This window comes from Escherichia coli DSM 30083 = JCM 1649 = ATCC 11775, assembly GCF_003697165.2.
GTDB classification, from domain to species: Bacteria; Pseudomonadota; Gammaproteobacteria; order Enterobacterales; family Enterobacteriaceae; genus Escherichia; species Escherichia coli.
On record NZ_CP033092.2, the window covers coordinates 2,638,719 to 2,662,806 of the forward strand.

21 protein-coding genes and 1 pseudogene are annotated in these 24,088 nt (G+C 50.4%); 9 read left to right on the top strand and 13 right to left on the bottom strand.

The genetic code is table 11. The annotated features are described in order from the left end of the window. Positions 1 to 807, top strand: coding sequence for a peptide ABC transporter ATP-binding protein SapF (gene sapF / locus EAS44_RS13835; protein WP_000573407.1), 807 nt, complete (start codon positions 1 to 3; stop codon positions 805 to 807). Positions 808 to 854: 47 nt separating this feature from the next. Here the strand turns inward: sapF and EAS44_RS13840 are convergent, their stop codons facing one another. The 5 genes from EAS44_RS13840 to EAS44_RS13860 form a co-directional block, all read right to left on the bottom strand. Further along, on the bottom strand, positions 855 to 2,018 hold the full coding sequence (locus tag EAS44_RS13840; protein ID WP_000135020.1) for a multidrug effflux MFS transporter: 1,164 nt from the start codon (positions 2,016 to 2,018) through the stop codon (positions 855 to 857). An 8-nt stretch (positions 2,019 to 2,026) separates the two neighbouring features. Next, positions 2,027 to 3,400 (bottom strand): efflux transporter outer membrane subunit, encoded by a 1,374-nt coding sequence (locus EAS44_RS13845; protein WP_000946237.1) that lies wholly within the window; start codon positions 3,398 to 3,400, stop codon positions 2,027 to 2,029. Between the two features lie 3 nt (positions 3,401 to 3,403). Further along, complete coding sequence (locus EAS44_RS13850) at positions 3,404 to 6,511, bottom strand: efflux RND transporter permease subunit (RefSeq protein ID WP_000492812.1); 3,108 nt, start codon at positions 6,509 to 6,511, stop codon at positions 3,404 to 3,406. Beyond that, complete coding sequence (locus tag EAS44_RS13855) at positions 6,511 to 7,632, bottom strand: efflux RND transporter periplasmic adaptor subunit (RefSeq protein WP_000873806.1); 1,122 nt, start codon at positions 7,630 to 7,632, stop codon at positions 6,511 to 6,513. Before EAS44_RS13855 ends, EAS44_RS13850 begins: the two co-directional genes overlap by 1 nt. A gap of 148 nt (positions 7,633 to 7,780) precedes the next feature. Continuing rightward, positions 7,781 to 8,347, bottom strand: coding sequence for a TetR/AcrR family transcriptional regulator (locus EAS44_RS13860; RefSeq protein WP_000202113.1), 567 nt, complete (start codon positions 8,345 to 8,347; stop codon positions 7,781 to 7,783). Positions 8,348 to 8,824: 477 nt separating this feature from the next. Here EAS44_RS13860 and fabI point away from each other — a divergent pair, with 477 nt between their 5' ends. The 3 genes from fabI to rnb all read left to right on the top strand — a co-directional run bounded on the left by fabI (position 8,825) and on the right by rnb (position 12,887). Then, on the top strand, positions 8,825 to 9,613 hold the full coding sequence (gene fabI, locus EAS44_RS13865; RefSeq protein WP_000506490.1) for an enoyl-ACP reductase FabI: 789 nt from the start codon (positions 8,825 to 8,827) through the stop codon (positions 9,611 to 9,613). 144 nt (positions 9,614 to 9,757) lie between these two features. Further along, positions 9,758 to 10,885 carry a carboxymuconolactone decarboxylase family protein gene (gene yciW / locus EAS44_RS13870; RefSeq protein WP_001298115.1) on the top strand — a complete coding sequence of 376 codons (1,128 nt, stop codon included), beginning with the start codon at positions 9,758 to 9,760 and terminating at the stop codon, positions 10,883 to 10,885. A 67-nt stretch (positions 10,886 to 10,952) separates the two neighbouring features. Further along, positions 10,953 to 12,887, top strand: coding sequence for an exoribonuclease II (gene rnb, locus EAS44_RS13875; protein ID WP_000485006.1), 1,935 nt, complete (start codon positions 10,953 to 10,955; stop codon positions 12,885 to 12,887). Between the two features lie 76 nt (positions 12,888 to 12,963). Here the strand turns inward: rnb and EAS44_RS13880 are convergent. After that, positions 12,964 to 13,067: pseudogene (locus tag EAS44_RS13880) on the bottom strand (hypothetical protein). Positions 13,068 to 13,120: 53 nt separating this feature from the next. On the opposite strand from EAS44_RS13880, the gene pdeR reads away from it, so the two are divergent. Beyond that, positions 13,121 to 15,106, top strand: a complete 1,986-nt coding sequence (pdeR, locus tag EAS44_RS13885) for a cyclic di-GMP phosphodiesterase (RefSeq protein WP_000859934.1) — start codon at positions 13,121 to 13,123, stop codon at positions 15,104 to 15,106. On the opposite strand, the gene ymiD is transcribed toward pdeR, so the two are convergent. Then, entirely contained in the window at positions 15,088 to 15,216 is a 129-nt protein-coding gene (gene ymiD, locus EAS44_RS25390; RefSeq protein WP_001337336.1) for a protein YmiD, read from the bottom strand. The genes pdeR and ymiD overlap by 19 nt on opposite strands. A gap of 37 nt (positions 15,217 to 15,253) precedes the next feature. Here ymiD and yciZ point away from each other — a divergent pair, with 37 nt between their 5' ends. The 3 genes from yciZ to osmB all read left to right on the top strand — a co-directional run bounded on the left by yciZ (position 15,254) and on the right by osmB (position 16,753). Beyond that, the gene (gene yciZ / locus EAS44_RS13890) at positions 15,254 to 15,427 is read left to right on the top strand and encodes a protein YciZ (protein WP_001288368.1); all 174 of its coding nucleotides are present in this window, start codon (positions 15,254 to 15,256) and stop codon (positions 15,425 to 15,427) included. A gap of 89 nt (positions 15,428 to 15,516) precedes the next feature. Beyond that, positions 15,517 to 16,266, top strand: coding sequence for a DNA-binding transcriptional regulator YciT (gene yciT, locus EAS44_RS13895; protein WP_001088623.1), 750 nt, complete (start codon positions 15,517 to 15,519; stop codon positions 16,264 to 16,266). A 268-nt stretch (positions 16,267 to 16,534) separates the two neighbouring features. Then, positions 16,535 to 16,753, top strand: a complete 219-nt coding sequence (gene osmB, locus EAS44_RS13900) for an osmotically-inducible lipoprotein OsmB (protein ID WP_000498253.1) — start codon at positions 16,535 to 16,537, stop codon at positions 16,751 to 16,753. 125 nt (positions 16,754 to 16,878) lie between these two features. On the opposite strand, the gene yciH is transcribed toward osmB, so the two are convergent. The 5 genes from yciH to pgpB all read right to left on the bottom strand — a co-directional run bounded on the left by yciH (position 16,879) and on the right by pgpB (position 20,531). Continuing rightward, complete coding sequence (yciH, locus tag EAS44_RS13905) at positions 16,879 to 17,205, bottom strand: stress response translation initiation inhibitor YciH (protein ID WP_001346953.1); 327 nt, start codon at positions 17,203 to 17,205, stop codon at positions 16,879 to 16,881. After that, positions 17,205 to 17,942, bottom strand: coding sequence for an orotidine-5'-phosphate decarboxylase (gene pyrF / locus EAS44_RS13910; RefSeq protein ID WP_001351260.1), 738 nt, complete (start codon positions 17,940 to 17,942; stop codon positions 17,205 to 17,207). Before pyrF ends, yciH begins: the two co-directional genes overlap by 1 nt. 191 nt (positions 17,943 to 18,133) lie before the next feature. Beyond that, on the bottom strand, positions 18,134 to 19,303 hold the full coding sequence (lapB, locus tag EAS44_RS13915; RefSeq protein WP_000891352.1) for a lipopolysaccharide assembly protein LapB: 1,170 nt from the start codon (positions 19,301 to 19,303) through the stop codon (positions 18,134 to 18,136). Positions 19,304 to 19,309: 6 nt separating this feature from the next. Further along, complete coding sequence (gene lapA, locus EAS44_RS13920) at positions 19,310 to 19,618, bottom strand: lipopolysaccharide assembly protein LapA (RefSeq protein WP_000876285.1); 309 nt, start codon at positions 19,616 to 19,618, stop codon at positions 19,310 to 19,312. A gap of 148 nt (positions 19,619 to 19,766) precedes the next feature. Further along, complete coding sequence (gene pgpB / locus EAS44_RS13925; protein ID WP_001256553.1) at positions 19,767 to 20,531, bottom strand: phosphatidylglycerophosphatase B; 765 nt, start codon at positions 20,529 to 20,531, stop codon at positions 19,767 to 19,769. Between the two features lie 169 nt (positions 20,532 to 20,700). On the opposite strand from pgpB, the gene ribA reads away from it, so the two are divergent. After that, positions 20,701 to 21,291, top strand: a complete 591-nt coding sequence (gene ribA / locus EAS44_RS13930) for a GTP cyclohydrolase II (RefSeq protein ID WP_001176294.1) — start codon at positions 20,701 to 20,703, stop codon at positions 21,289 to 21,291. 63 nt (positions 21,292 to 21,354) lie between these two features. On the opposite strand, the gene acnA is transcribed toward ribA, so the two are convergent. Further along, positions 21,355 to 24,030 carry an aconitate hydratase AcnA gene (gene acnA, locus EAS44_RS13935; protein WP_000099491.1) on the bottom strand — a complete coding sequence of 892 codons (2,676 nt, stop codon included), beginning with the start codon at positions 24,028 to 24,030 and terminating at the stop codon, positions 21,355 to 21,357. Positions 24,031 to 24,088 lie beyond the last annotated feature (58 nt).

Genomic DNA, 24,088 nt, shown 5'->3' on the forward strand with positions numbered 1-24,088 from the left:
ATGATCGAAACGCTACTTGAAGTGCGCAATTTAAGTAAAACGTTCCGCTACCGGACCGGCTGGTTTCGTCGTCAGACCGTAGAAGCGGTAAAACCCTTGAGCTTTACGCTACGTGAAGGCCAGACACTGGCGATTATCGGCGAGAATGGTTCGGGTAAATCCACGCTGGCAAAAATGCTGGCGGGAATGATAGAACCTACCAGCGGCGAGTTATTGATTGACGATCATCCGCTGCATTTTGGCGATTATTCCTTCCGCAGTCAGCGTATTCGCATGATTTTTCAGGATCCTTCGACCTCGTTGAATCCCCGTCAACGTATCTCGCAAATTCTGGATTTTCCACTGCGCCTGAACACCGACCTGGAACCGGAACAGCGTCGCAAACAGATTATTGAAACGATGCGTATGGTTGGGCTGCTACCGGATCACGTCAGTTACTATCCGCATATGTTAGCACCCGGGCAAAAACAGCGTCTGGGTCTGGCGCGCGCGCTGATATTGCGCCCAAAAGTCATTATTGCCGATGAAGCCCTCGCCTCACTGGATATGTCGATGCGTTCGCAGTTGATTAATCTGATGCTGGAGTTACAGGAAAAACAGGGCATTTCGTATATTTATGTTACCCAGCATATCGGAATGATGAAGCACATTAGCGACCAGGTGCTGGTGATGCATCAGGGCGAGGTTGTCGAGCGAGGCAGCACCGCAGATGTGCTGGCATCGCCGCTGCATGAACTCACCAAACGGCTGATCGCCGGTCATTTTGGCGAGGCATTGACGGCGGATGCGTGGCGTAAGGACCGTTAGTGTTTTGCACCTCATCCTGACAGGCCCCCCTCAGGATGAGGTGTTCATTACTTTTGGTTGTCGATTCTGGTGAGAGCAACCAGCAATGCCAGCGTATAACACACCGTAATTGCCAGACTCATTTTTAACAGTGTTTCTCCGCCAATTCCCGACAATGGCGCGGCTATACCGCCGAAGACAAACATGCTCATCCCCATCAACGCAGACGCCGTTCCAGATTCCTGCGTCCCTACTGCACTCATAGCCTCTGCCCCGCCAACAGTGCCGATGCCGCTACAAAATGCGATGGTGAAAAATAATGCCACCAGTGCCGGAATGGGCAATTGTACCCATGCGCATAAGACCGTGAGCAATGCACACAAAATTGCCGCTATCAGACCACCTCGCAACAATGTCATCGCGTTAATCCGTCGCGCCAGGCGCGAGAAGATCCATGAAGCAATGATAAGTCCGATGCCGTTAAGGCCAAACACCAGGCTAAATTGCATTGGACTAAAGCCAAATTCCTTCTGCAACACGAACGACGAAGAGCCGATATATGCAAACAAACCAGCCAGCATAAAACTTTGAATCAGGCAAAAGCGCATAAAACGGCGGTTCTGCACCACGCTTCGTCCGGTTAATAGCAATGATGAGCCCCTTTTATTTTCTGGCAAGGTCTCATTAATAAATAACAGGCAGCCCAGCAACAGTACGGTGCTAATTTCAGCCATTACCCAGAATAAAGTGCGCCAGTCAAAAGTGCTAACAATGTACCCGCCCAGCACTGGCGACAACACCGGTGCCAGGCCATTCACCGTCATTAACAGCGCAAAAAACTGGGTCAACGTTACTCCCTGATATTTGTCACGAGCAATAGAACGAGAGAGCACCGAACCACCCGCCCCCGCGATCCCTTGAATAAAACGCCAGACCACCAGCCAGTAAATATTGTTCGTTGTCGCGCACAAAATGGAAGAAACAATAAACAATAACAACGACAAGATTAACGGACGTTTACGCCCTATTTTGTCGCTCAGAGGGCCAAATAACAGTTGTCCGACGCCAAGACCAATCAGTGATGCGGTCAGGGTTAATTGCGTTATGGTCGTGGTTGCCGCCAGTTGCTCAGACATCTCCGGCAAAGCCGGCAAATAAAGATCGGTACACATCGGGCCGATACCGGCTAAAAGACCAAGAATCAATGCCCATGAAAGAGAGACTCTAGCCATATTATTCCTTACTTGAGTGATGACATGCCGCCGCCCAGCGACTGCCAGAGCGTGATTCGGTTTGTAAAATCAGTCAGTTGCAGTGCCAGCAGCTCCTGCTGTGCACTCCACAAGCTGCGCTGCGCCGTCAACACGGTCAGGTAATCACCAACACCCGCCTGATAGCGACGCAAGCCAACATCGACCGTTTGTTGCTCAGCTTTAACATACTGGCGCTGTGCATCCAGTTGCTCTTCAAGCGTGGTCCGCCGCGCCAGTGCGTTAGCGACATCTTTAAATGCGCTCTGAACGGTTTTTTCATAGGTGGCAATGAGCCCACGCTTTTGTGCTTCTGCGTAACGAAGCTGCGCCAGATTACTTCCGCCAGTGAACAGCGGTAATGTGACCGATGGCGCAAATGACCAGATCTGCATTCCGTGGCTGAACAACGACGACAATGCGTCACTGCCAACACCGGCACTGGCAGTCAGCGAAATCGTCGGGAAAAAGTTAGCCCGCGCCGCGCCAATATCTGCATTGGCGCTCTTCAAATTATGTTCAGCTTCCTGGATATCCGGGCGACGCAGCAGAACATCAGATGATACTCCCGCAGGAACCAGACTTATCATTTGTTCCGGCAGGCTTTCCAGTGTTCCCGGTAGCAGATTTTCCGCAAGCGTTGTACCTGCCAGTAAGTTCAGCGCATTTTTATCCTGCATCACTTGTGTCTGATAGCTGGCAACGCTGGCGCGCGCTTGCTGATAAACACTCATCGCCTCACTGACATCTGTCGCTGCCGCCGTGCCAACCTGTTGCTGGCGCTGGATAATTTTCAATGAGTTTTCTGCACTGGCCATCGTTTCTTTTGCCAGGGCCAGGTTGCTGTTATCGGCCGCCAGTGTCAGCCAGGCGGTGCTGATTTCAGCAATCAGCGTTAAACGAGTGTTCTGGGCTGTAAATTCACTGGCAAGCCAGGTTTCCCGCGCCGCCCGAGATAAACTCTGATTACGACCAAACAGATCTAACGTATAACTGGACACCGTGCCGTCAGCCTCGGCAGTTGTTACCGTACCATTCGCCAGCGAACGACTGCGAGTCGAACTTAAGGCCGCATTCACCGTCGGAAATAACGACGCATTAGTTTGCCCATAGAGCGCCCGTGCTGAGTCAATATCAGCAATCGCTTTTTGCACATCGCGGTTACTGTTCAGTGCAATGGTTACTACCTGCTGCAATCGGGGATCGTGAATCACCTGCTGCCAGTCATGGCTGATTGCCTTCCCCTGGCCCTGTGCTCCCGGCAAGGTCGCCGGGATTGGGGATTCAGGCGTACTGTAGTGAGGATCGAGCGAGACACATCCCGCACTCAACAACACCAGAAAAATAAGAGAACGACGCAACATAACTTACTCCTGACGGCGCGGTTTACCGGCAAACAAACGTTTCACCAGTACAAAAAACAGAGGAACGAAGAAAATGGCCAGTAATGTAGCGGTCAGCGTGCCACCAATAATGCCCGTACCAATGGCGATGCGGCTGTTCGCCCCTGCGCCAGTTGCTATCGCCAGCGGCATTACCCCCGCAATAAACGCCAGCGAGGTCATGATGATTGGGCGTAAACGAGTCTGCGCCGCGCGTAATGCCGCACGACTCAAGGAATAGCCCTCTGCAACCGCCGCTTCAGCAAATTCCACAATCAGAATGGCGTTTTTCGACGACAAGCCGATAGTAGTTAATAGCGCTACCTGGAAGTAAACGTCGTTGTTTAAATCACGCATCCAGGCCGCCAGCGCCGCGCCAAGAAGCCCCAGAGGGATCACCAGAATGACCGAGAACGGGACTGACCAGCTTTCGTACAGTGCTGCAAGGCAGAGGAAAACCACCAGAATAGAAACTGCATACAGACTTAATGCCTGACCGCTGGCCAGTTTCTCCTGCAATGACAAACCACTCCAGGCCCAGGTTGTTCCCGCAGGAAGACTGTTTGCCAGTTCCTCCATTTTTGTCATTGCATCGCCGGAACTAAAGCCAGTCGCGTTTTCGCCCTGAATTTCATAGGCTGCCGAGCCGTTGTAGCGCACCAGTCTTTCCGGTCCATACAGCCAGCGGGTGGTCGCAAAAGCAGAGAATGGTGTCATGGCGTTATCGCTACCGCGCACAAACCATTTACCTAAGTCTGACGGCGCGGAACGAAATTCGCTGTCGCCCTGAATGTAGACTTTTTTCACACGACCACGGTCAATAAAGTCATTCACATAAGTACCGCCCCACGCACTGGACAGGGTGTCGGTGACATCATTCAAACTCAACCCTAATGACACCGCTTTATTACTATCAATATCTACCTGCAATTGCGGCATTTGTGGCAAATCATTGGCGCGTACAGAATGTAACTCCGGACTTTGATTCGCTTTTTCTATCAACTGATTACGCATTTGCAGCAGTGTTTCACGATCGGCTCCACCGTTAGCTAACAATTCAAACGTAAAACCATTGCTTTGCCCCAGCCCATCAACGGCTGGCGGCGTCATCGCAAATACCGTGGCATCACGAATTGTGCCCAGCTCTTTGGTAGCCCGTAGGGCGATAGCCTGGGCGGTGTTTTCTGCCCCTTTACGTTGAGACCAGTTTTTCAACGAAACAAACGCCATCCCGGTGTTCTGTCCGCTGCCGCTAAAACTGAAACCATCAACGGTAAAGATGACATCGGTATTTGCTTTCTCGTTAATCAGGAACCAGTCAACAATCTGGCGATTCACTTCTGCTGTACGGGCAGCGGTCGCCCCGGCCGGCAGCGTGTACTGCACCATGATTTCGCCCTGGTCTTCAGTGGGTAAGAAACTGCCCGGCAGCTTCCACATCATCAGGGCCATTCCACCACCCAGCACGACATAAAGCCCCATCGTTCGGGCTGCACGGCGCAGGACATAAATTACGCCTCGCTGATATTTATCTTCAGTACGGCGATAAAAGCGGTTAAATGCGCCGAAAAAGCCTTTTTTATGTGGCGGAACATGCTGGAGGACGGAACCGCACAGGGCGGGAGTCAAGGTCAATGCCACCACCACGGAAAGCAGCATTGCGGAGATGATGGTGATGGAGAACTGACGATAAATTACCCCCGTAGATCCCCCAAAGAAGGCCATCGGCAGGAATACGGCTGACAACACCAGCGCAATGGCAACCAGTGCGCCAGAAATCTCGCCCATTGATTTTTCCGTGGCTTCACGCGCGGGTAACCCTTCGTCACGCATAATGCGTTCGACGTTCTCTACCACCACAATGGCATCGTCCACCAGCAAGCCGATCGCCAGCACCATTGCAAACAACGTCAGGGTATTAATCGAATAGCCAAACAACGCAAGAACGCCGAATGTGCCCAGCAAAACGACGGGGACAGCTAACGCCGGAATCAGTGTGGCACGCAGGTTTTGCAGGAATAAATACATCACGCAAACCACCAATACGATGGCTTCAAACAGCGTCTGAATTACGTCCTCTACGGAGATTTTAATAAATTCAGTGCTGTCTTTCGGGTATGCGATGTCGTATCCCTGCGGCATGTTCCGCTGGAATTCGGCAATCTTATCCTTGACCAGCGTCGCCGTATTCAGCGCATTCGCACCGGGCGAAAGCATTACAGCAACCCCGGCAGACGGGTGACCGTTAAGTTTGCCGATAGCGGTATAATCTTCACTGCCCATCTCAACGCGAGCCACATCTTTTATACGAACAACTGCGCCGTCTGACTGGCTTTTCACGATAATATTTTTGAACTGATCCACCGTCTGCAAGCGAGACTGCGCACGTACCGTTGCGGTCAGTTGCTGAGTATTCGGTGAAGGCAATGCCCCTATTTTCCCGGCAGTAACCTGCACGTTTTGCGCTTCAATAGCACTTTGCACGTCTGAAGGCATCAGCGAGTAAGACGCCAGTTTGGCCGGGTCGAGCCAGATGCGCATGGCGTATTCCGCGCCAAAGACTTGCAGACTCCCCACACCTTCAACACGCGCCAGGGGGTCCTGAACGTTACTGACCAGCCAGTCGGCGATATCCGAACTGGAGGCTTTGTCAGTGGTGTCATACACGGCAGCAATCAGCAAAAAGTTGCTTTGTGATTTCTCCACCGTAACACCCGTTTGCTGCACTTCGCTGGGTAGGCGCGACTCCGCCTGCTGAATTTTATTCTGCACCTGAACCTGTGCAGTATCTGGATCGGTACCTTGTTCAAAGGTCACATTAATACTGACCGAACCATCAGAGCTACTGGTTGAGCTGAAATAGAGTAAATTATCAAGCCCAGTGAGTTGTTGCTCGATAACCTGAGTCACGCTGTTCTCCAGCGTTTCGGCAGAAGCACCAGTATAAGTGGCTGAAATTTTAATGGTCGGCGGTGCAACGTCAGGATATTGCGCGACGGGCAATGTGCGAATAGCCAGAATCCCCGCCAACATAATCAAAATGGCGATAACCCAGGCAAAGACCGGGCGGCGAACAAAAAAGCGCGAAAACATCAGGCGTTGCCTCCATTAGCCTGAACTTCAACAGCCTTGACGGTCTGCCCTGAAGTGACTTTGGCAGAACCTTCAACAATCAGTCGGTCGCCGTTGTGCAGGCCGTTCAGCACCAGCCATTTATCACCATACGTTTCTCCCGTTTCGAGCGTTCGCTGCTCTACTTTATTGTCTTTATTCACCACCAGCGCAGTTGCATTGCCTTTAGCATCGCGCGTAACGCCCTGTTGAGGCGCGAGAATAGCGTCTTCCATCACGCCTTCATCGACACGAGCGCGAACAAACATTCCCGGTAATAACTGCTGTTGTGGATTGGGGAAAATTGCCCGTAATGTCACCGAACCGGTAGACTCATCCACCGCGACTTCGGTGAGTTCCAGACGCCCTTTTTCGCTGTAGGTTGTGCCATCTTCCAGAATAAGTGAGACGCTCATGGTGTCACTGTTGGTCGCCAGTGACTGTTTACGCAGACGTAATAAATCGACACTGGAGCGAGTGAGGTCGACATACATTGTATCCAGACCACGAATAGTCGTTAACGCTGTATCCTGCGACGCGGTCACCAGTGCGCCAGGGGTTACCGACGAAATGCCAATACGCCCCGAAATCGGTGCGGTTACCGTGGTCCAGTCAAGATTAATGCGCGCAGTTTCCAGTGCGGCTTTTTTCGCCTCTACACTGGCTTTATCTTGTGCACAGGTAGACTGAGCATCATCAGCATCCTGTTGTGAAACACCGTTCTCTTTCACCAGTCGGGTATAACGCTGCGCTTTCTGGCAATCGGCTTTTACCAGTGCCTGTGCTTGTTGTAATGCTGCCCGGGCTTCATTCCATGCAGCCTGATAACTGGCCGCATCAATCTGGTAGAGAGGCTGTCCAGCCTTGACCAGATCACCTTCCTTAAATAAGCGTTTCTGGATAATTCCCCCAACCTGCGGACGTACTTCAGCACTGAGCGCAGCACTGGTGCGTCCGGTTAATTCACTGACTACCGAAACCGGTTGAGATTTGAGCGTAACAACGCCGACTTCTGTTTCTGACGGGGATGAATTGTTACTTTGCGTATTATCACAACCCGATAAGAGCAGCATTGCCACTACAGATGTTGCTATATACTTCATTATTTTCTCCAGGGTGAGAAATACCCTCCTCATTGAAATTAATGAGGATATGTCAGGGATATTCAGTTATAACGAACCCGCATCGCGAAATGAATTTCGCAATGAAATAAGGGGGATTAATATCCCCCGCTATTGGTTAATTCTGTTCTTATTTATTTATCAACATACTAACAATATCCTGATATATTTCCTGCAGATGTTGTGGATCGCTTTTTTGCGGTGTTAAACGACGATAAACCGTACCTTCCATCATGGTAGCAAACACTTCAACGCAGCAACGAATGTGCTCGTCGCTAAGATGGGGATGCATTCTTTTCATATGTGCACAACCGTTAGCGAACATTCTGGCGTCAGCTTCTTCAAGCATTGCCATAACCCGCGGGTTGCGTGTGGCTTCTGCAGCCACTTCCAGCATCAGCGCGTCGTCGTCCTCATTTAAGGATTTACGCAAGGCAAGGACTTCCGGGAAGTGATCGGTACGCGCGTCAATGTCCATTTGGGCAATACGAAAGTCGATGATACGACGAACCATCTCTTCAATAATGGCGTCTTTGTTGGCGAAGTAACGATATATCTGACCCACGCTAAGCTGAGCTTCGCTGGCAATTTGCGACATACTGGCGGCATGAAATCCGCAGCGACGAAAACACCGACGGGCGGCGTTAATGATTTCATCCTGACGCTGTTTGTGGCGTATCTCCAGCTTGCTGGTCATTTCTGTCTCCTGGCCTATCACTTAGTGAGAATGATCGTTCTCATTTTTGCTGATTATACGTTTCTCCAAAGTAATGGAAAGTATTTTTATCTTATTCATGGTGCATATTCTGATAATGAAGAGATTGTGGAGATTCTGTGAAGATAGTTGACAATATTAAGTTGGGGTCAATTCATCAGAAAGGCAGCGACTTGTTGTCGCCAGTTCTGTTTTCATCATCAAACTTATCGGAGCTAATACGAATAGTTTCATAGTCAGATTCTATAAGATATTTCCCCAACCTACCCCTTGCAGGCGTCAAGAGTAGATAACGCAAAATGCTCTGTACCGCAGCTTCTCTCCGCTACAGAAAGCGCAACTATAGCCACCCACAGCCAGGTTGATTATAATAACCGTTTATCTGTTCGTACTGTTTACTAAAACGACGAATCGCCTGATTTTCAGGCACAACAAGCATCAACAATAAGGATTAAAGCTATGGGTTTTCTTTCCGGTAAGCGCATTCTGGTAACCGGTGTTGCCAGCAAACTGTCCATCGCCTACGGTATCGCTCAGGCGATGCACCGCGAAGGAGCTGAACTGGCATTCACCTACCAGAACGACAAACTGAAAGGCCGCGTAGAAGAATTTGCCGCTCAATTGGGTTCTGACATCGTTCTGCAGTGCGATGTTGCCGAAGATGCCAGCATCGACACCATGTTCGCTGAACTGGGGAAAGTTTGGCCGAAATTTGACGGTTTCGTACACTCTATTGGTTTTGCACCTGGCGATCAGCTGGATGGTGACTATGTTAACGCCGTTACCCGTGAAGGCTTCAAAATTGCCCACGACATCAGCTCCTACAGCTTCGTTGCAATGGCAAAAGCTTGCCGCTCCATGCTGAATCCGGGTTCTGCCCTGCTGACCCTTTCCTACCTTGGCGCTGAGCGCGCTATCCCGAACTACAACGTTATGGGTCTGGCAAAAGCGTCTCTGGAAGCGAACGTGCGCTATATGGCGAACGCGATGGGTCCGGAAGGTGTGCGTGTTAACGCCATCTCTGCGGGTCCGATCCGTACTCTGGCGGCTTCCGGTATCAAAGACTTCCGCAAAATGCTGGCTCATTGCGAAGCCGTTACCCCGATTCGCCGTACCGTTACTATTGAAGATGTGGGTAATTCCGCGGCATTCCTGTGCTCCGATCTCTCTGCCGGTATCTCCGGTGAAGTGGTCCACGTTGACGGCGGTTTCAGCATCGCTGCAATGAACGAACTCGAACTGAAATAATCGTTCTGTTGGTAAATATTGGGCGGCGTTCTGCCGCCCGTTATCTCTGTTATACCTTTCTGATATTTGTTATCGCCGATCCGTCTTTCTCCCCTTCCCGCCTTGCGTCAGGATAACGATTTCCTTTACGACCAAGGAGCGCCCATGGAACAACGCCACATCACCGGCAAAAGCCACTGGTATCATGAAACGCAATCCAGTACTGCGGAGTATGACGTTCTGCCTCTGGTCCCGGAAGCCGCAAAGGTCAGCGATCCCTTTCTGCTCGACGTGATCCTTGATGAAGAAACGCTGGCACCCTTCCTTTCATGGCTGGTCCCTGCGCGCGTTCTTGCAGTAGAGTTGTTCCCTGACCCGCTTACCGTGACCCGTTCACAGACCTTCACCGCTTATGAACGCTTGTCGACGGCCCTGACGGTTGCTCAGGTTTGCGGCGTCCAACGGTTATGTAACTACTATTCGGCGCGACTTACGCCGCTCCCCGGGCCTGATTCCTCCAGGGAAAGTAATCATCGGTTGGCACAAATCACGCAATATGCCCGCCAACTGGCTAGCTCGCCTTCTATTATCGACAACCGATCGCGCCAGCATCTGAATGACGTTGGTCTTACTGTCTGTGACTGTGTGATCATTAACCAAATCATTGGTTTTATTGGCTTTCAGGCGCGGACAATTGCGACATTTCAGGCTTATCTCGGGCATCCAGTACGCTGGTTACCCGGGCTGGAGATACAAAACTACGCCGACGCGTCACTGTTTGCTGATGAATCATTACGCTGGCGAAGCAGCTATGAGGTGGAAAAACTCCCTGAAGAGCACACAAAAAGTTCAACTGCAGAACTTTGCCAACTGGCCAACACACTCTCTCTCCACCCTATTTCACTTTCCCTTCTCGAAAAGTTGTTAAACAGCACACGGGTCAATACACAGCCGGGTAACCTGCTTGCGGCGTTGTTATGCGCGCGGATAAATGGCAGTCCTGCTTGTTTTGCCGCCTGTATGAATTCATCAAATGAATATAAAAAAATCAGCCCCCTTCTGCGCAAGGGCGAAAATGAAATTAACCGATGGGCTGACCGTCATTCTGTTGAGCGCGCTACCGTTCAGGCGATACAATGGCTGACCCGAGCACCCGATCGCTTTAGCGCCGCCCAGTTCAGCCCATTACTCGAACACGAAAAATCATCAACGCAGATTATTAATCTGCTGGTATGGAGCGGGCTGTGTGGCTGGATAAATCGCTTAAAAATCGCGTTGGGTGAGACATATTAACCTTGCCGCGTCAGACAGATTCGCGTAAAACTGTCAGCCGCTCCAATGGCCACCAAAATAGACAATTATGTTTCAGGACAACCCGCTGCTAGCGCAGCTTAAACAGCAACTGCATTCCCAGACGCCACGCGCTGAAGGGGTGGTAAAAGCCACAGAAAAAGGCTTTGGCTTCCTGGAAGTCGACGCGCAAAAAAGTTATTTCATTCCGCCGCCGCAGATGAAAAAAGTCATGCATGGCGACCGAATTATCGCGGTGATCCACAGTGAAAAAGAACGTGAATCCGCAGAGCCAGAAGAACTGGTTGAACCGTTCCTGACTCGTTTCGTGGGTAAAGTTCAGGGCAAAAATGACCGTCTGGCCATCGTTCCTGATCATCCACTCTTAAAAGACGCCATTCCTTGCCGCGCAGCCCGTGGCCTGAACCACGAGTTTAAAGAAGGCGACTGGGCGGTTGCCGAAATGCGCCGTCATCCGCTGAAAGGCGATCGTTCTTTCTATGCTGAACTGACACAATACATCACTTTTGGTGACGATCACTTTGTACCGTGGTGGGTTACCCTTGCGCGTCATAATCTGGAAAAAGAAGCACCAGACGGCGTCGCTACCGAAATGCTCGATGAAGGTCTGGTTCGTGAAGATCTGACTGCGCTGGATTTTGTCACCATCGACAGTGCCAGCACAGAAGATATGGATGACGCCCTTTTCGCCAAGGCGTTACCGGATGGCAAACTTCAGCTGATTGTGGCGATTGCCGATCCAACCGCGTGGATTGCTGAAGGCAGCAAGCTGGACAAAGCCGCGAAAATTCGCGCATTCACCAACTATCTGCCTGGCTTCAACATCCCTATGCTGCCTCGCGAGCTTTCTGACGATCTCTGCTCACTGCGCGCCAATGAAGTCCGCCCGGTACTGGCATGCCGCATGACGTTCTCCACTGATGGCACCATTGAAGATAATATCGAATTCTTTGCCGCCACCATCGAATCCAAAGCGAAGCTGGTGTATGACCAGGTTTCTGACTGGCTGGAAAATACCGGTGACTGGCAGCCTGAAAGCGAAGCAATTGCCGAACAAGTCCGTTTGCTAGCGCAAATATGCCAACGCCGCGGCGAGTGGCGTCATAACCACGCACTGGTGTTTAAAGATCGCCCGGATTACCGCTTTATTCTCGGTGAAAAAGGTGAAGTGCTGGATATCGTCGCCGAGCCTCGTCGCATTGCCAACCGTATCGTCGAAGAAGCGATGATTGCCGCTAACATTTGTGCGGCCCGCGTACTGCGCGATAAGCTCGGTTTTGGCATCTATAACGTGCATATGGGCTTTGATCCGGCGAATGCCGACGCGTTGGCAGCGTTGCTGAAAACGCACGGTCTGCATGTCGATGCTGAAGAAGTGCTCACGCTGGACGGTTTCTGCAAACTGCGTCGTGAACTGGATGCGCAACCAACTGGTTTCCTCGACAGCCGCATTCGTCGCTTCCAGTCATTTGCTGAAATTAGCACTGAACCCGGTCCTCACTTTGGCCTCGGTCTGGAAGCATACGCCACCTGGACTTCGCCGATCCGTAAATATGGCGACATGATCAACCACCGTCTGCTGAAAGCGGTTATCAAAGGCGAAACTGCGACGCGTCCACAGGATGAAATCACTGTCCAAATGGCCGAGCGTCGCCGTCTCAACCGGATGGCAGAACGTGATGTTGGCGACTGGTTATACGCACGCTTCCTGAAAGACAAAGCCGGGACCGACACCCGTTTCGCGGCGGAAATTGTCGATATCAGCCGTGGCGGCATGCGTGTTCGTTTGGTTGATAACGGCGCTATCGCCTTTATTCCAGCACCTTTCTTACACGCTGTGCGCGATGAACTGGTTTGCAGCCAGGAAAACGGCACTGTACAAATTAAAGGTGAAACGGCTTACAAAGTGACTGACGTTATTGACGTCACCATTGCCGAAGTCCGCATGGAAACCCGCAGCATTATTGCGCGCCCGGTCGCGTAATCTCCTTTCACGGCCCATTCCTCATGGATGGGCCGTTTATTTCCCCGCTCAACCTTCGTCATATCCCGGCAGATTTTTAACTGACTTTCGTTTGAAAACTGGCGTTTTTCCAAAACTGGATTACAAATAAATATATAAAAAAACAATGTGTTTAGCCGCCGTTAATTTCATGTAAGTCATGTTGTTCCTTTTATTTAACTGCGGACTCCGCTGTTAACCGGAGGATATGCATCATGAAAACCGTTAGGGAGTCCACAACGTTGTACAACTTTCTCGGATCGCACAATCCATACTGGCGGTTGACGGAAAGCAGCGATGTTTTGCGCTTTTCTACCACCGAAATCACAGAACCCGATCGTATTTTGCAACTATCTGCCGAACAGGCTGCTCGCATCAGGGAAATGACGGTCATCACCTCCAGCCTGATGATGAGTCTGACCGTCGATGAAAGCGATCTTTCTGTGCATCTGGTAGGACGAAAAATCAATAAACGAGAATGGGGAGGCAACGCGTCTGCATGGCATGACACACCGGCGGTTGCTCGTGATTTATCACATGGGCTTTCCTTTGCTGAGCAGGTAGTTTCTGAAGCACATTCCGCAATAGTGATTCTCGACAGCCGGGGGAATATCCAGCGCTTTAATCGGTTATGTGAAGATTACACAGGCTTGAAAGAACACGACGTCATTGGGCAAAGCGTGTTTAAACTGTTTATGAGTCGTCGTGAAGCTGCGGCATCCAGGCGCAATAACCGTGTATTTTTTCGAAGCGGCAATGCATATGAAGTCGAACTATGGATACCAACACGTAAAGGCCAGCGGCTGTTTCTGTTTCGCAATAAATTTGTCCACAGCGGCAGTGGCAAAAACGAGATTTTTTTAATCTGTTCCGGCACCGACATTACCGAAGAGCGCCGCGCTCAGGAGCGACTGCGTATTCTGGCAAATACCGACAGTATCACCGGACTGCCGAATCGTAACGCGATGCAGGAGTTAATCGATCACGCTATTAATCAGGCAGATAACAATAAAGTTGGGGTTGTGTATCTTGATTTGGATAATTTTAAAAAGGTCAACGACGCCTATGGGCATTTGTTTGGTGACCAGTTATTACGCGACGTGTCATTGGCTATTTTAAGCTGTCTCGAACATGACCAGGTGTTGGCGCGTCCAGGTGGCGATGAGTTTCTGGTACTGGCATCCAATACCTCACAAAGCGCGCTGGAAGCATTGGCATCACGAATTTTGACCCGCTTACGACTCCCCTTTCGCATTGGTTTAATTGAAGTTTATACCAGCTGTTCAGTAGGTATTTCACTCTCTCCCGAACATGGTTCGGACAGCGCGGCTATTATTCGTCACGCCGACACAGCAATGTACACAGCGAAGGAAGGCGGACGAGGACAATTTTGCGTTTTTACCCCAGAAATGAATCAGCGGGTATTTGAATATCTCTGGCTGGATACCAACTTGCGTAAAGCACTGGAAAACGATCAGTTGGTTATTCACTATCAACCGAAAATCACCTGGCGTGGCGAAGTGCGCAGTCTGGAAGCACTAGTACGTTGGCAGTCACCTGAACGTGGGTTGATTCCACCGTTGGACTTCATTTCCTACGCCGAAGAATCAGGGCTAATTGTGCCTTTAGGCCGTTGGGTGATTCTCGATGTCGTACGCCAGGTAGCGAAGTGGCGGGATAAAGGCATTAACCTGCGAGTGGCGGTAAATATTTCTGCACGTCAGCTCGCCGATCAAACCATTTTCACCGCCCTGAAACAGGTTCTCCAGGAACTCAATTTTGAATACTGCCCTATAGATGTTGAACTGACGGAGAGCTGCCTGATTGAGAATGATGAACTGGCACTGTCTGTTATTCAACAATTTAGCCGATTAGGTGCGCAAGTTCATCTGGACGATTTTGGTACCGGCTACTCTTCACTTTCGCAACTGGCGCGCTTTCCGATCGATGCCATCAAACTTGACCAGGTTTTTGTTCGGGATATTCACAAACAGCCTGTCTCGCAATCACTGGTCCGGGCGATCGTCGCTGTGGCCCAGGCATTGAATCTTCAGGTGATCGCCGAAGGTGTAGAAAGTGCAAAGGAAGATGCTTTTTTAACCAAGAACGGGATCAATGAGCGACAAGGATTTTTGTTTGCCAAACCGATGCCCGCCGTTGCCTTCGAACGCTGGTATAAACGCTACCTGAAGCGCACATAAGTAGATGAATATATATACTTAGCGCTATATTCCGTCATTATATATCGTATTCCCGGATGATAATTAGCCGTTGCTGTTAAACACTTCTCTTTTAGCGGCAATTTTTGCATTATTCATTTTTCCCCTTTTGCTATAAGGATGTCCTTGATGTCTGAATTTGATGCCCAGCGCGTTGCCGAACGTATTGATATTGTGTTAGATATCCTTGTGGCAGGCGATTACCACTCTGCGATCCATAATCTCGAGATACTTAAAGCAGAACTCTTGCGCCAGGTTGCTGAATCTACGCCAGACATCCCGAAGGCACCGTGGGAGATCTAACAATCGTGCCTTCAGGTTTTCCTATTTGAGGATGCCCGGCGCGTCAGTATTTTTTTATTTAGTATTATAACGTTATAAGAATTACAGCGATGAATTCCCGACAACAAACTATTCTACAGATGGTCATTGACCAGGGTCAGGTTAGCGTAACCGATCTGGCAAAAGCCACTGGAGTTTCTGAAGTTACCATTCGCCAGGATCTCAACACCCTCGAAAAACTGAGTTACCTCCGACGTGCACATGGTTTTGCAGTTTCGCTTGATAGTGATGATGTCGAAACCCGTATGATGAGCAACTATACGCTGAAGCGTGAACTCGCCGAGTTTGCCGCGTCACTGGTTCAACCGGGCGAAACCATCTTTATCGAAAATGGTAGCAGCAATGCCCTGCTCGCCAGGACTCTGGGCGAGCAGAAGAAAAATGTCACTATCATCACGGTCAGCAGCTACATCGCGCATTTGCTGAAAGACGCGCCTTGTGAAGTCATTTTGCTCGGTGGCGTGTACCAGAAAAAAAGCGAAAGTATGGTTGGCCCTTTGACACGCCAGTGCATCCAACAGGTGCATTTCAGCAAAGCATTTATTGGTATTGATGGCTGGCAACCTGAAACTGGGTTTACCGGTCGCGATATGATGCGTACCGATGTGGTCAATGCCGTGCTGGAAAAAGAGTGCGAGGCGATAGTCCTGACTGACAGCTCGAAATTTGGTGCTGTACATTCATACTCCATCGGCCCCGTTGAGCGATTCAATCGTGTGATTACCGATTCGAAAATACGCGCCAGCGATCTGATGCATCTTGAACAAAGTAAACTCACCGTTCACGTCGTTGACATTTAACCATTTCCCTTCTCTACGGATGATTTGCAGTTTGGCAAATCATCCGCTCTAAGATGATTCCTGGTTGATAATTAAGACTATTTACCTGTTATTAACACTCTCAAGATATAAAATTATTATCAGCGATATAACAGGAAGTCATTATCACCTGCGTGATATAACCCTGCGCGCGAGCGGATTTCACGGAATAATTTCACCAGGCTTATTCTTAGCTATTATAGTTATAGAGAGCTTACTTCCGTGAATCATAAATTCAGGAGAGAGTATTATGTTTGTAACGAGCAAAAAAATGACCGCGGCTGTTCTGGCAATTACCCTGGCAATGTCTCTGAGTGCCTGTTCTAACTGGTCTAAACGGGACCGCAACACCGCAATCGGCGCAGGTGCAGGGGCATTAGGCGGTGCAGTACTGACCGATGGCAGTACGTTGGGTACATTAGGTGGTGCAGCCGTCGGTGGTGTTATTGGTCACCAGGTCGGTAAATAATCGTAAATAAATGTCGATTATCGACTCGCAATTATAATACGCTTGATTCTGTTCAGTACGAAATAACTGAATAATACACACAGTAAAATATTCGAAAGCCACGGATATATCCGTGGCTTTTTATGTTAGCCGCCTGCGAGTTTTACCTTCATCCCTTTCGCTTCAAGCAGTGATTTTAATAAATCACGCTTATCGCCCTGGATTTCAATAATTCCATCTTTAACTGCTCCGCCGCAGCCGCATTTTTTCTTCAGTTCCGCTGCCAGTTTCGTCAGTTCGGCATCATCGAGAGCGACACCGGTAATCAGGCAAACGCCCTTACCTTTACGTCCACTGGTCTGACGCTGAATACGCACCACACCGTCGCCTTTAGGGCGTACAGGGGCCGCTTTTGGCTCATCAATACGTCCGGTTTCCGTTGAGTAGACCAGACGGCTGTTGGAATCACTCATCATGCACTCCGCTGTAAAGAGGCGTTGATCGCTTTCAGCGTCTGCGCTGGATCTACCGATTGCGTTACCGGGCGACCAATCACCATATAATCAACACCAGCCGCCAACGCCTGTTCTGGCGTCATAATGCGGCGCTGGTCACCAGCATCACTCCCCTGCGGACGAATGCCCGGCGTAACCAGTTTGAACTCCTGACCGAATACCTGTTTAAAGCGCACAGCTTCCTGAGCAGAACACACCACACCATCAAGGCCACATTTTTGCGTCAGTGCCGCCAGACGTTCTGCATAATCTGCAGGTGACAGTGTCACGCCAAGATCGGCCAGGTCGCTGGCTTCCATGCTGGTCAACACTGTCACAGCAATCAAAAGCGGTGCATCTTTGCCAAACGGAACCAGTGCCTCACGCGCTGCGGTCATCATACGCGCCCCACCGGAGGCATGAACATTCACCATCCACACGCCTAAGTCAGCCGCAGCAGCGACAGCGTGCGCTGCAGTGTTGGGAATATCGTGGAATTTCAGGTCAAGAAAGATATCAAAACCACGCTGTTGAAGTTCGCGCACAAACTGTGGCCCAAACAATGTAAACATCTCTTTGCCGACCTTCAGACGACAATCGCGTGGGTCGATCTTGTCGACAAAGGCCATCGCGGCATCGCGATTATGATAATCAAGGGCAACAACTACAGGAGAATTCGTAACAGCGCGGGAAGAAGATGAAGCAGTTAACGTCATGACCAGACCTTCTTGATGATGGGCACCGGAAGTGGCGCGAAACAGGTAAACGGCGAGCATTCTACCCGTGGAAATAAAAAATTAACAGTTGCGATTTCTCCTCTGGCAGGCTTTTCCGCGCCGTCGGTGCCGGAGCACAATAGAACATCAATAATTAGTATGTTGTAACTAAAGTCGGATTTTTTTAAAAATTACAGGCCATCAAGACCGCGAATTGGTTTAATGGTTGACCAGGCCCGACAAGACGGACAATGCCAGTAGAGGGTGTATGCGGTAAAACCACATTTCTGGCAGCGATAACGGGGCTTACTACCTACCTTCTCGCCAACCATGTCACGCAGCACCATCAGACTCTCTTTGGCACGCCCTTCTTCTGCTTCATTTAAGTGGTAATCCATTAACTTATGGAACACACGCATGGTCGGATGACGCTGAAGCTGGCGAGTAATATAGACCTGTGCGGCCTCACTACCGTCGCGCGCTTCGATGATATCCGCAAGCATCAATTCAGCATCGGCACCGGTGTTCTCTTCCACCGCGCGCTGCAGGAATTCTGCCCATTCGGCAGTTTTACCCAACTGCTGATAGCATGTTTGCAGCATTTCCAGCGTTTCGCTGACCAGTTCTCTGTCCTGGGATATGACACGTTGCAAACTTTCGACGGCTTTGGCGTATTCTCCTTTCGCCATAAACACGCGTCCCATCATGATGGATACGCGGGCGCTGTTTTTATCTGCCGCCGCACCTTTTTTTAGCAAAGTCATGGCACGATCGAGATCGTCGCTGGCCATATGCTGCAGAGCTAACTCACAGTAGAAATGGGCAATTTCGACGCGCTGTTTATCTTTACCCAGCTTCACCAGGCGTTCGGCAACATCAATTGCTTTCTGCCACTCGCTGGTAGCCTGGTAAATTTGTAGCAGTTGTTGCAGCGCGCCAATGCGGAAGTCAGTTTCATCGGTCAGCTGATTGAACATGTCTTCCGCGCGGTCGTATAACCCGGCAGCCATGTAATCACGCCCCAATTGTTGAATCGCCAAAAGCCGCTGTTCATAGGTCAGCGAGGCGCTTTCCATTAGGGTCTGATGGATGCGAATAGCGCGATCAACTTCGCCACGCGAACGGAACAGGTTTCCGAGCGTAAGGTGGGCTTCAACGGTACCTGTATCCTCTTTAAGCATATCGAGAAACAGGTCTACCGCTTTATCCTGTTGATTACTAAGCAGGAAGTTAACCCCCGCTACGTAATCACGCGACAAGCGGTTGGCTTCATCTTGCTTGTTTTGTTGCGCACTTCTGCGGCCCATATACCAGCCATAGGCAGCGGCTACAGGCAAAAGCAGAAACAACAACTCCAGCATAGAAAGTTATTCCTTCGACGCAGACGAGTGCGGCGCTACAGCCACGTCAGTCGCGGGTGAAAGCTGGTTTTCCAGTCGCTTTATTTTACGTTCAGCGCGCGCCAGGGAAACACGAACTCGCAGCCAGAACAGGCCACAAATCAACCAACCGATAGCAAACCCCGCAGCAAACAATACCGCCAGCAATGTGGAAATACGGTACTCCCCTTGCGCTAACAGATAATTAAACGTCACCTGTTGATCGTTCTGCGCACCCAACGTGACCGAAATCACGAAGATCGCTAACACCAGTAAGAAAATGAGTAAATATTTCACATTACTTCCCGTTATGTGGTTAGAGCGAATAAATTATGGTCAACTTACCGCAATAGCCCTTTAAAGTACCATTTTCGCGCCGTCTGCGAAATGGCATCCACGCGCATTGTTGATGATTTAAGGGCTAAATTCGGAAAATCAACCAGCGTTAACTTTCTTGTTCTCGTTGTGCAATTTCGCGATTTTCTTCCGCAGGTGGTGTTAATGGCCCACAAATTCGTTGCGCAAGCCACGTTGCCGCCGCCACCAGCGCCCACGAAATCAACGTAGCTACAACCAGATCGCGTGGCCAATGCATCCCGAGCAGCAGGCGGCTTCCCATGACTCCCGTTGCCCAGACCAACAAGATAGCAATGGTTAACGTTCGCCGACGCGGCCACAGCAAACCAACGGCCAGCAGTGCCCAACTGGCAGCAAACATCGTGTGACCGGAAGGAAAGGCAAACCCCGTCTCTTTCTGCCAGTGTGAACGCAAATATTGTGGGATATTTTTCTCTTCAGCCAACTGTTCTTTCACCAGATTTCCGCGTTCTGCTCGCTTTAAAGTGTAGAACTCATCAACCGGAATATGATGTGTTTTTTCCAGCCAGATAACAAAAGGTCGTGGTTCCTGGACTTTGTCTTTGATCCAGGATTTAACGCCTTGTCCCATAAGGATTGCCGCCGCCAGAATGGCAAATAACATAATGGCAGCCTTAATGCGAAAACGCAGACACCAGAGAAACCAGCCGAATAAAATCAAATGTGTAATGACGCCCCAAGGCTGGGTGACAGTTTCAGTAACCCAAAAAGCCGCTTTTAGTAACCAACTTTGTTCTCCAGGTTGCCAACGCCAGCCAGAAAGCCATACGGCTACTGGCATGACAAGCAATAGTGCAGCTCCCACTGCGGTACGTCTGGCAATCGAACGCATGGCCTCTCCTTTTTGATAAGTCCCACAATCATAACTGAAAATGCCAGTTCCAGGAAAAATTGACAGATTTGTGCCATTCCGTGAACGATCGACGCGTCGTGATTAGGTGAACCCCTTCTCGTTATGGCAAAATAAGCCAATACAGAACCAGCATTATCTGGAGAATTTCATGCAGCTTAAACGTGTGGCAGAAGCCAAACTGCCAACCCCATGGGGCGATTTCCTGATGGTGGGATTTGAAGAACTGGCAACCGGACACGATCATGTCGCGCTAGTCTATGGCGATATTTCCGGGCATACCCCGGTACTTGCGCGCGTCCATTCCGAATGTCTGACCGGTGACGCCCTGTTCAGCTTGCGCTGCGATTGTGGCTTCCAGCTCGAAGCGGCATTGACGCAAATTGCCGAGGAAGGCCGTGGTATTTTGCTGTATCACCGTCAGGAAGGTCGTAACATTGGTCTGCTGAATAAAATCCGCGCTTACGCACTGCAGGATCAAGGTTACGATACTGTAGAGGCTAACCACCAGTTAGGCTTCGCCGCTGATGAGCGCGACTTCACTCTTTGCGCTGATATGTTCAAACTCCTTGGCGTCAATGAAGTCCGCTTGTTAACCAATAACCCGAAAAAAGTCGAAATTCTGACCGAAGCAGGGATTAATATTATTGAACGCGTACCGTTGATTGTAGGTCGTAACCCCAATAACGAACATTATCTCGATACCAAAGCCGAGAAAATGGGTCATTTGCTGAACAAATAACCCTCTTGCATTGTGTAATTGATTTGCTTGCCGGAAGCAAAATAACCGGCAAGCAAATACTCGTTACTTCAACATATTACGAATGACATAATGCAAAATGCCGTCGTTCTGGTAGTAGGTCAACTCCGTCGCGGTGTCGATACGACAACGGCAGGGTACGACTTCCTGGCTACCATCCGCGCGCGTAAGCGTCACCGGAACCGTCGCGCCGGGTTGTAGATTTTGCAGATCACCAATATCAATCTTCTCTTCCCCGGTAAGCTCTAACGTTTTACGCGTCACACCTTGTGGAAATTCCAGCGGCAGGATGCCCATGCCAATTAAATTCGAACGGTGAATTCGTTCAAACGATTCGGCAATCACAACACGAATACCAAGCAGACGCGGACCTTTTGCCGCCCAGTCACGGCTGGAGCCTGATCCATACTCTTTCCCGGCAATCACCGCCAGCGGCGTTTGCTCCTGCTTATAGCGCATTGCGGCATCATAAATAGAGACGACATCGCTGTCAGGTAAATGGCACGTCATCCCCCCTTCAACGCCAGGCACCATTTCATTACGGATGCGAATATTGGCGAAGGTGCCGCGCATCATCACTTCATGGTTACCACGCCGCGAACCATAGGAGTTAAAGTCTTTCCGCTCAACACCCCGACCTTGTAGATATCGACCCGCCGGGCTGTCGGGCTTAATACTGCCCGCCGGAGAGATATGGTCAGTGGTGACTGAATCCCCCAGCATTGCGAGGATCCGCGCACCGTGAATATCTTCCACAGGTGCTGGTGTTGCCTGCATTTCATCAAAGAAAGGCGATAAGCGAATATAGGTTGAATCCTCCTGCCAACCGTAGGTATCGGATCGTGTGACGTTAATTTCCTTCCACTCGGCTGTGCCTTCAAAAACTTCTGCGTACTCTTTGCGGAACATTTCTGTGGAGACTTGGTCTACCGCACGGGCAATTTCTTGTGCCGATGGCCAGATATCTTTCAGATATACCGGCTCGCCTTTGCGATCATGGCCGATAGGCTCAGAAGCCAGGTTGATATTCATATTTCCCGCCAGCGCATAGGCAACCACCAGCGGCGGCGAGGCCAGCCAGTTGGTTTTAACCAGCGGATGGATACGGCCTTCAAAGTTACGGTTGCCGGACAGCACTGCACCGACGGTTAAATCGCCTTTTTTGATTGCCGTTTCGATAGGATCGGGCAACGGTCCAGAGTTACCAATACAGGTGGTACAACCGTATCCCACAAGGTTAAATCCCAGTTCATCGAGATACGGTGTCAGTTTCGCTTTTGCCAGATAATCAGAAACGACTTTCGAACCCGGTGCCAGCGACGCTTTGACCCACGGTTGCCGCTTGAGGCCCAGAGTTACGGCTTTTTTCGCCAGCAAGCCTGCGGCCATCAACACACTTGGGTTAGAGGTGTTGGTGCACGACGTTATCGCAGCAATGACAACAGCGCCATCAGGTAACTGATACTGATGTCCGTTCATAACATAATCGACCGGCAGGCGATCTTTATGCGTGGCATTCACTTCCAGTTCTCTACTGGCAGCAAATGCTTTTGGTACATCGGGCAATGCAACGCGATCCTGCGGGCGTTTTGGCCCTGCCAGGCTCGCTTCAACGTCATTCATATCCAGTTCTAACACACTGGTAAAAATTGGTTCATCGCCCGGATTACGCCACATGCCCTGCGCTTTGGCATATTTTTCGACCAACTCGACCTGATCTTCACTGCGCCCGCTTAAACGCATGTAATCGAGGGTGACAGCATCGATTGGGAAGAAGCCACAGGTGGCACCATATTCTGGCGACATATTGGCAATGGTGGCGCGATCCGCCAGCGGCAGTGAATCCAGCCCATCACCATAAAATTCGACGAATTTCCCCACCACGCCATGTTTGCGCAACATTTGGGTAACAGTGAGAACCAGGTCTGTGGCGGTAATACCTTCACGTAATTTTCCGGTAAGTTTAAAGCCCACTACGTCCGGGATAAGCATGGAAACCGGCTGGCCTAACATTGCGGCTTCTGCTTCGATGCCACCAACGCCCCACCCCAGCACGCCAAGGCCGTTGATCATGGTGGTGTGCGAGTCAGTACCAACGAGTGTATCCGGATAAGCAATCCATTCACCGTCCTGCAATTCGCTCCACACTGCTTTGCCGAGATATTCGAGGTTAACCTGATGGCAAATGCCTGTGCCTGGCGGCACGACGCTAAACCGACTGAACGCCTGCTTTCCCCATTTCAGGAACACATAACGTTCGTGGTTGCGCTCCATTTCCAGGCGTACGTTTTCTTCAAATGCCTCATCATCACCAAAACGATCGACGGTCACCGAGTGGTCAATGACCAGGTCGACCGGTGAGAGTGGGTTAACCTTTGCAGTATCGCCGCCGAGGCGTTTAACCGCTTCGCGCATTGCCGCCAGATCAACAACGGCAGGTACGCCGGTAAAGTCCTGCATCAGCACTCTTGCCGGGCGGTAGGCAATTTCACGGTCAGCATGGGCATTTTTCAGCCATCCCGCCAGCGCGTGGATATCCTCTTCGGTAACCGATTTACCATCCTGCCAACGCAGCAGGTTTTCGAGCAAAACTTTGAGTGACTTGGGCAGACGGGTGATATCGCCCAGTGATTTGGCAGCAAGCGGCAGGCTGTAGTAGTGGTAAGTTTTATCTTTGGCCTGCAACGTGTCCTTACTGGCTTCTCGTAGGGTTGACGACATAGCTCCTCCTTAATGACAGGGTTGCGAAGCCCTGATTCTCTTCAGGGTGAATATTAAA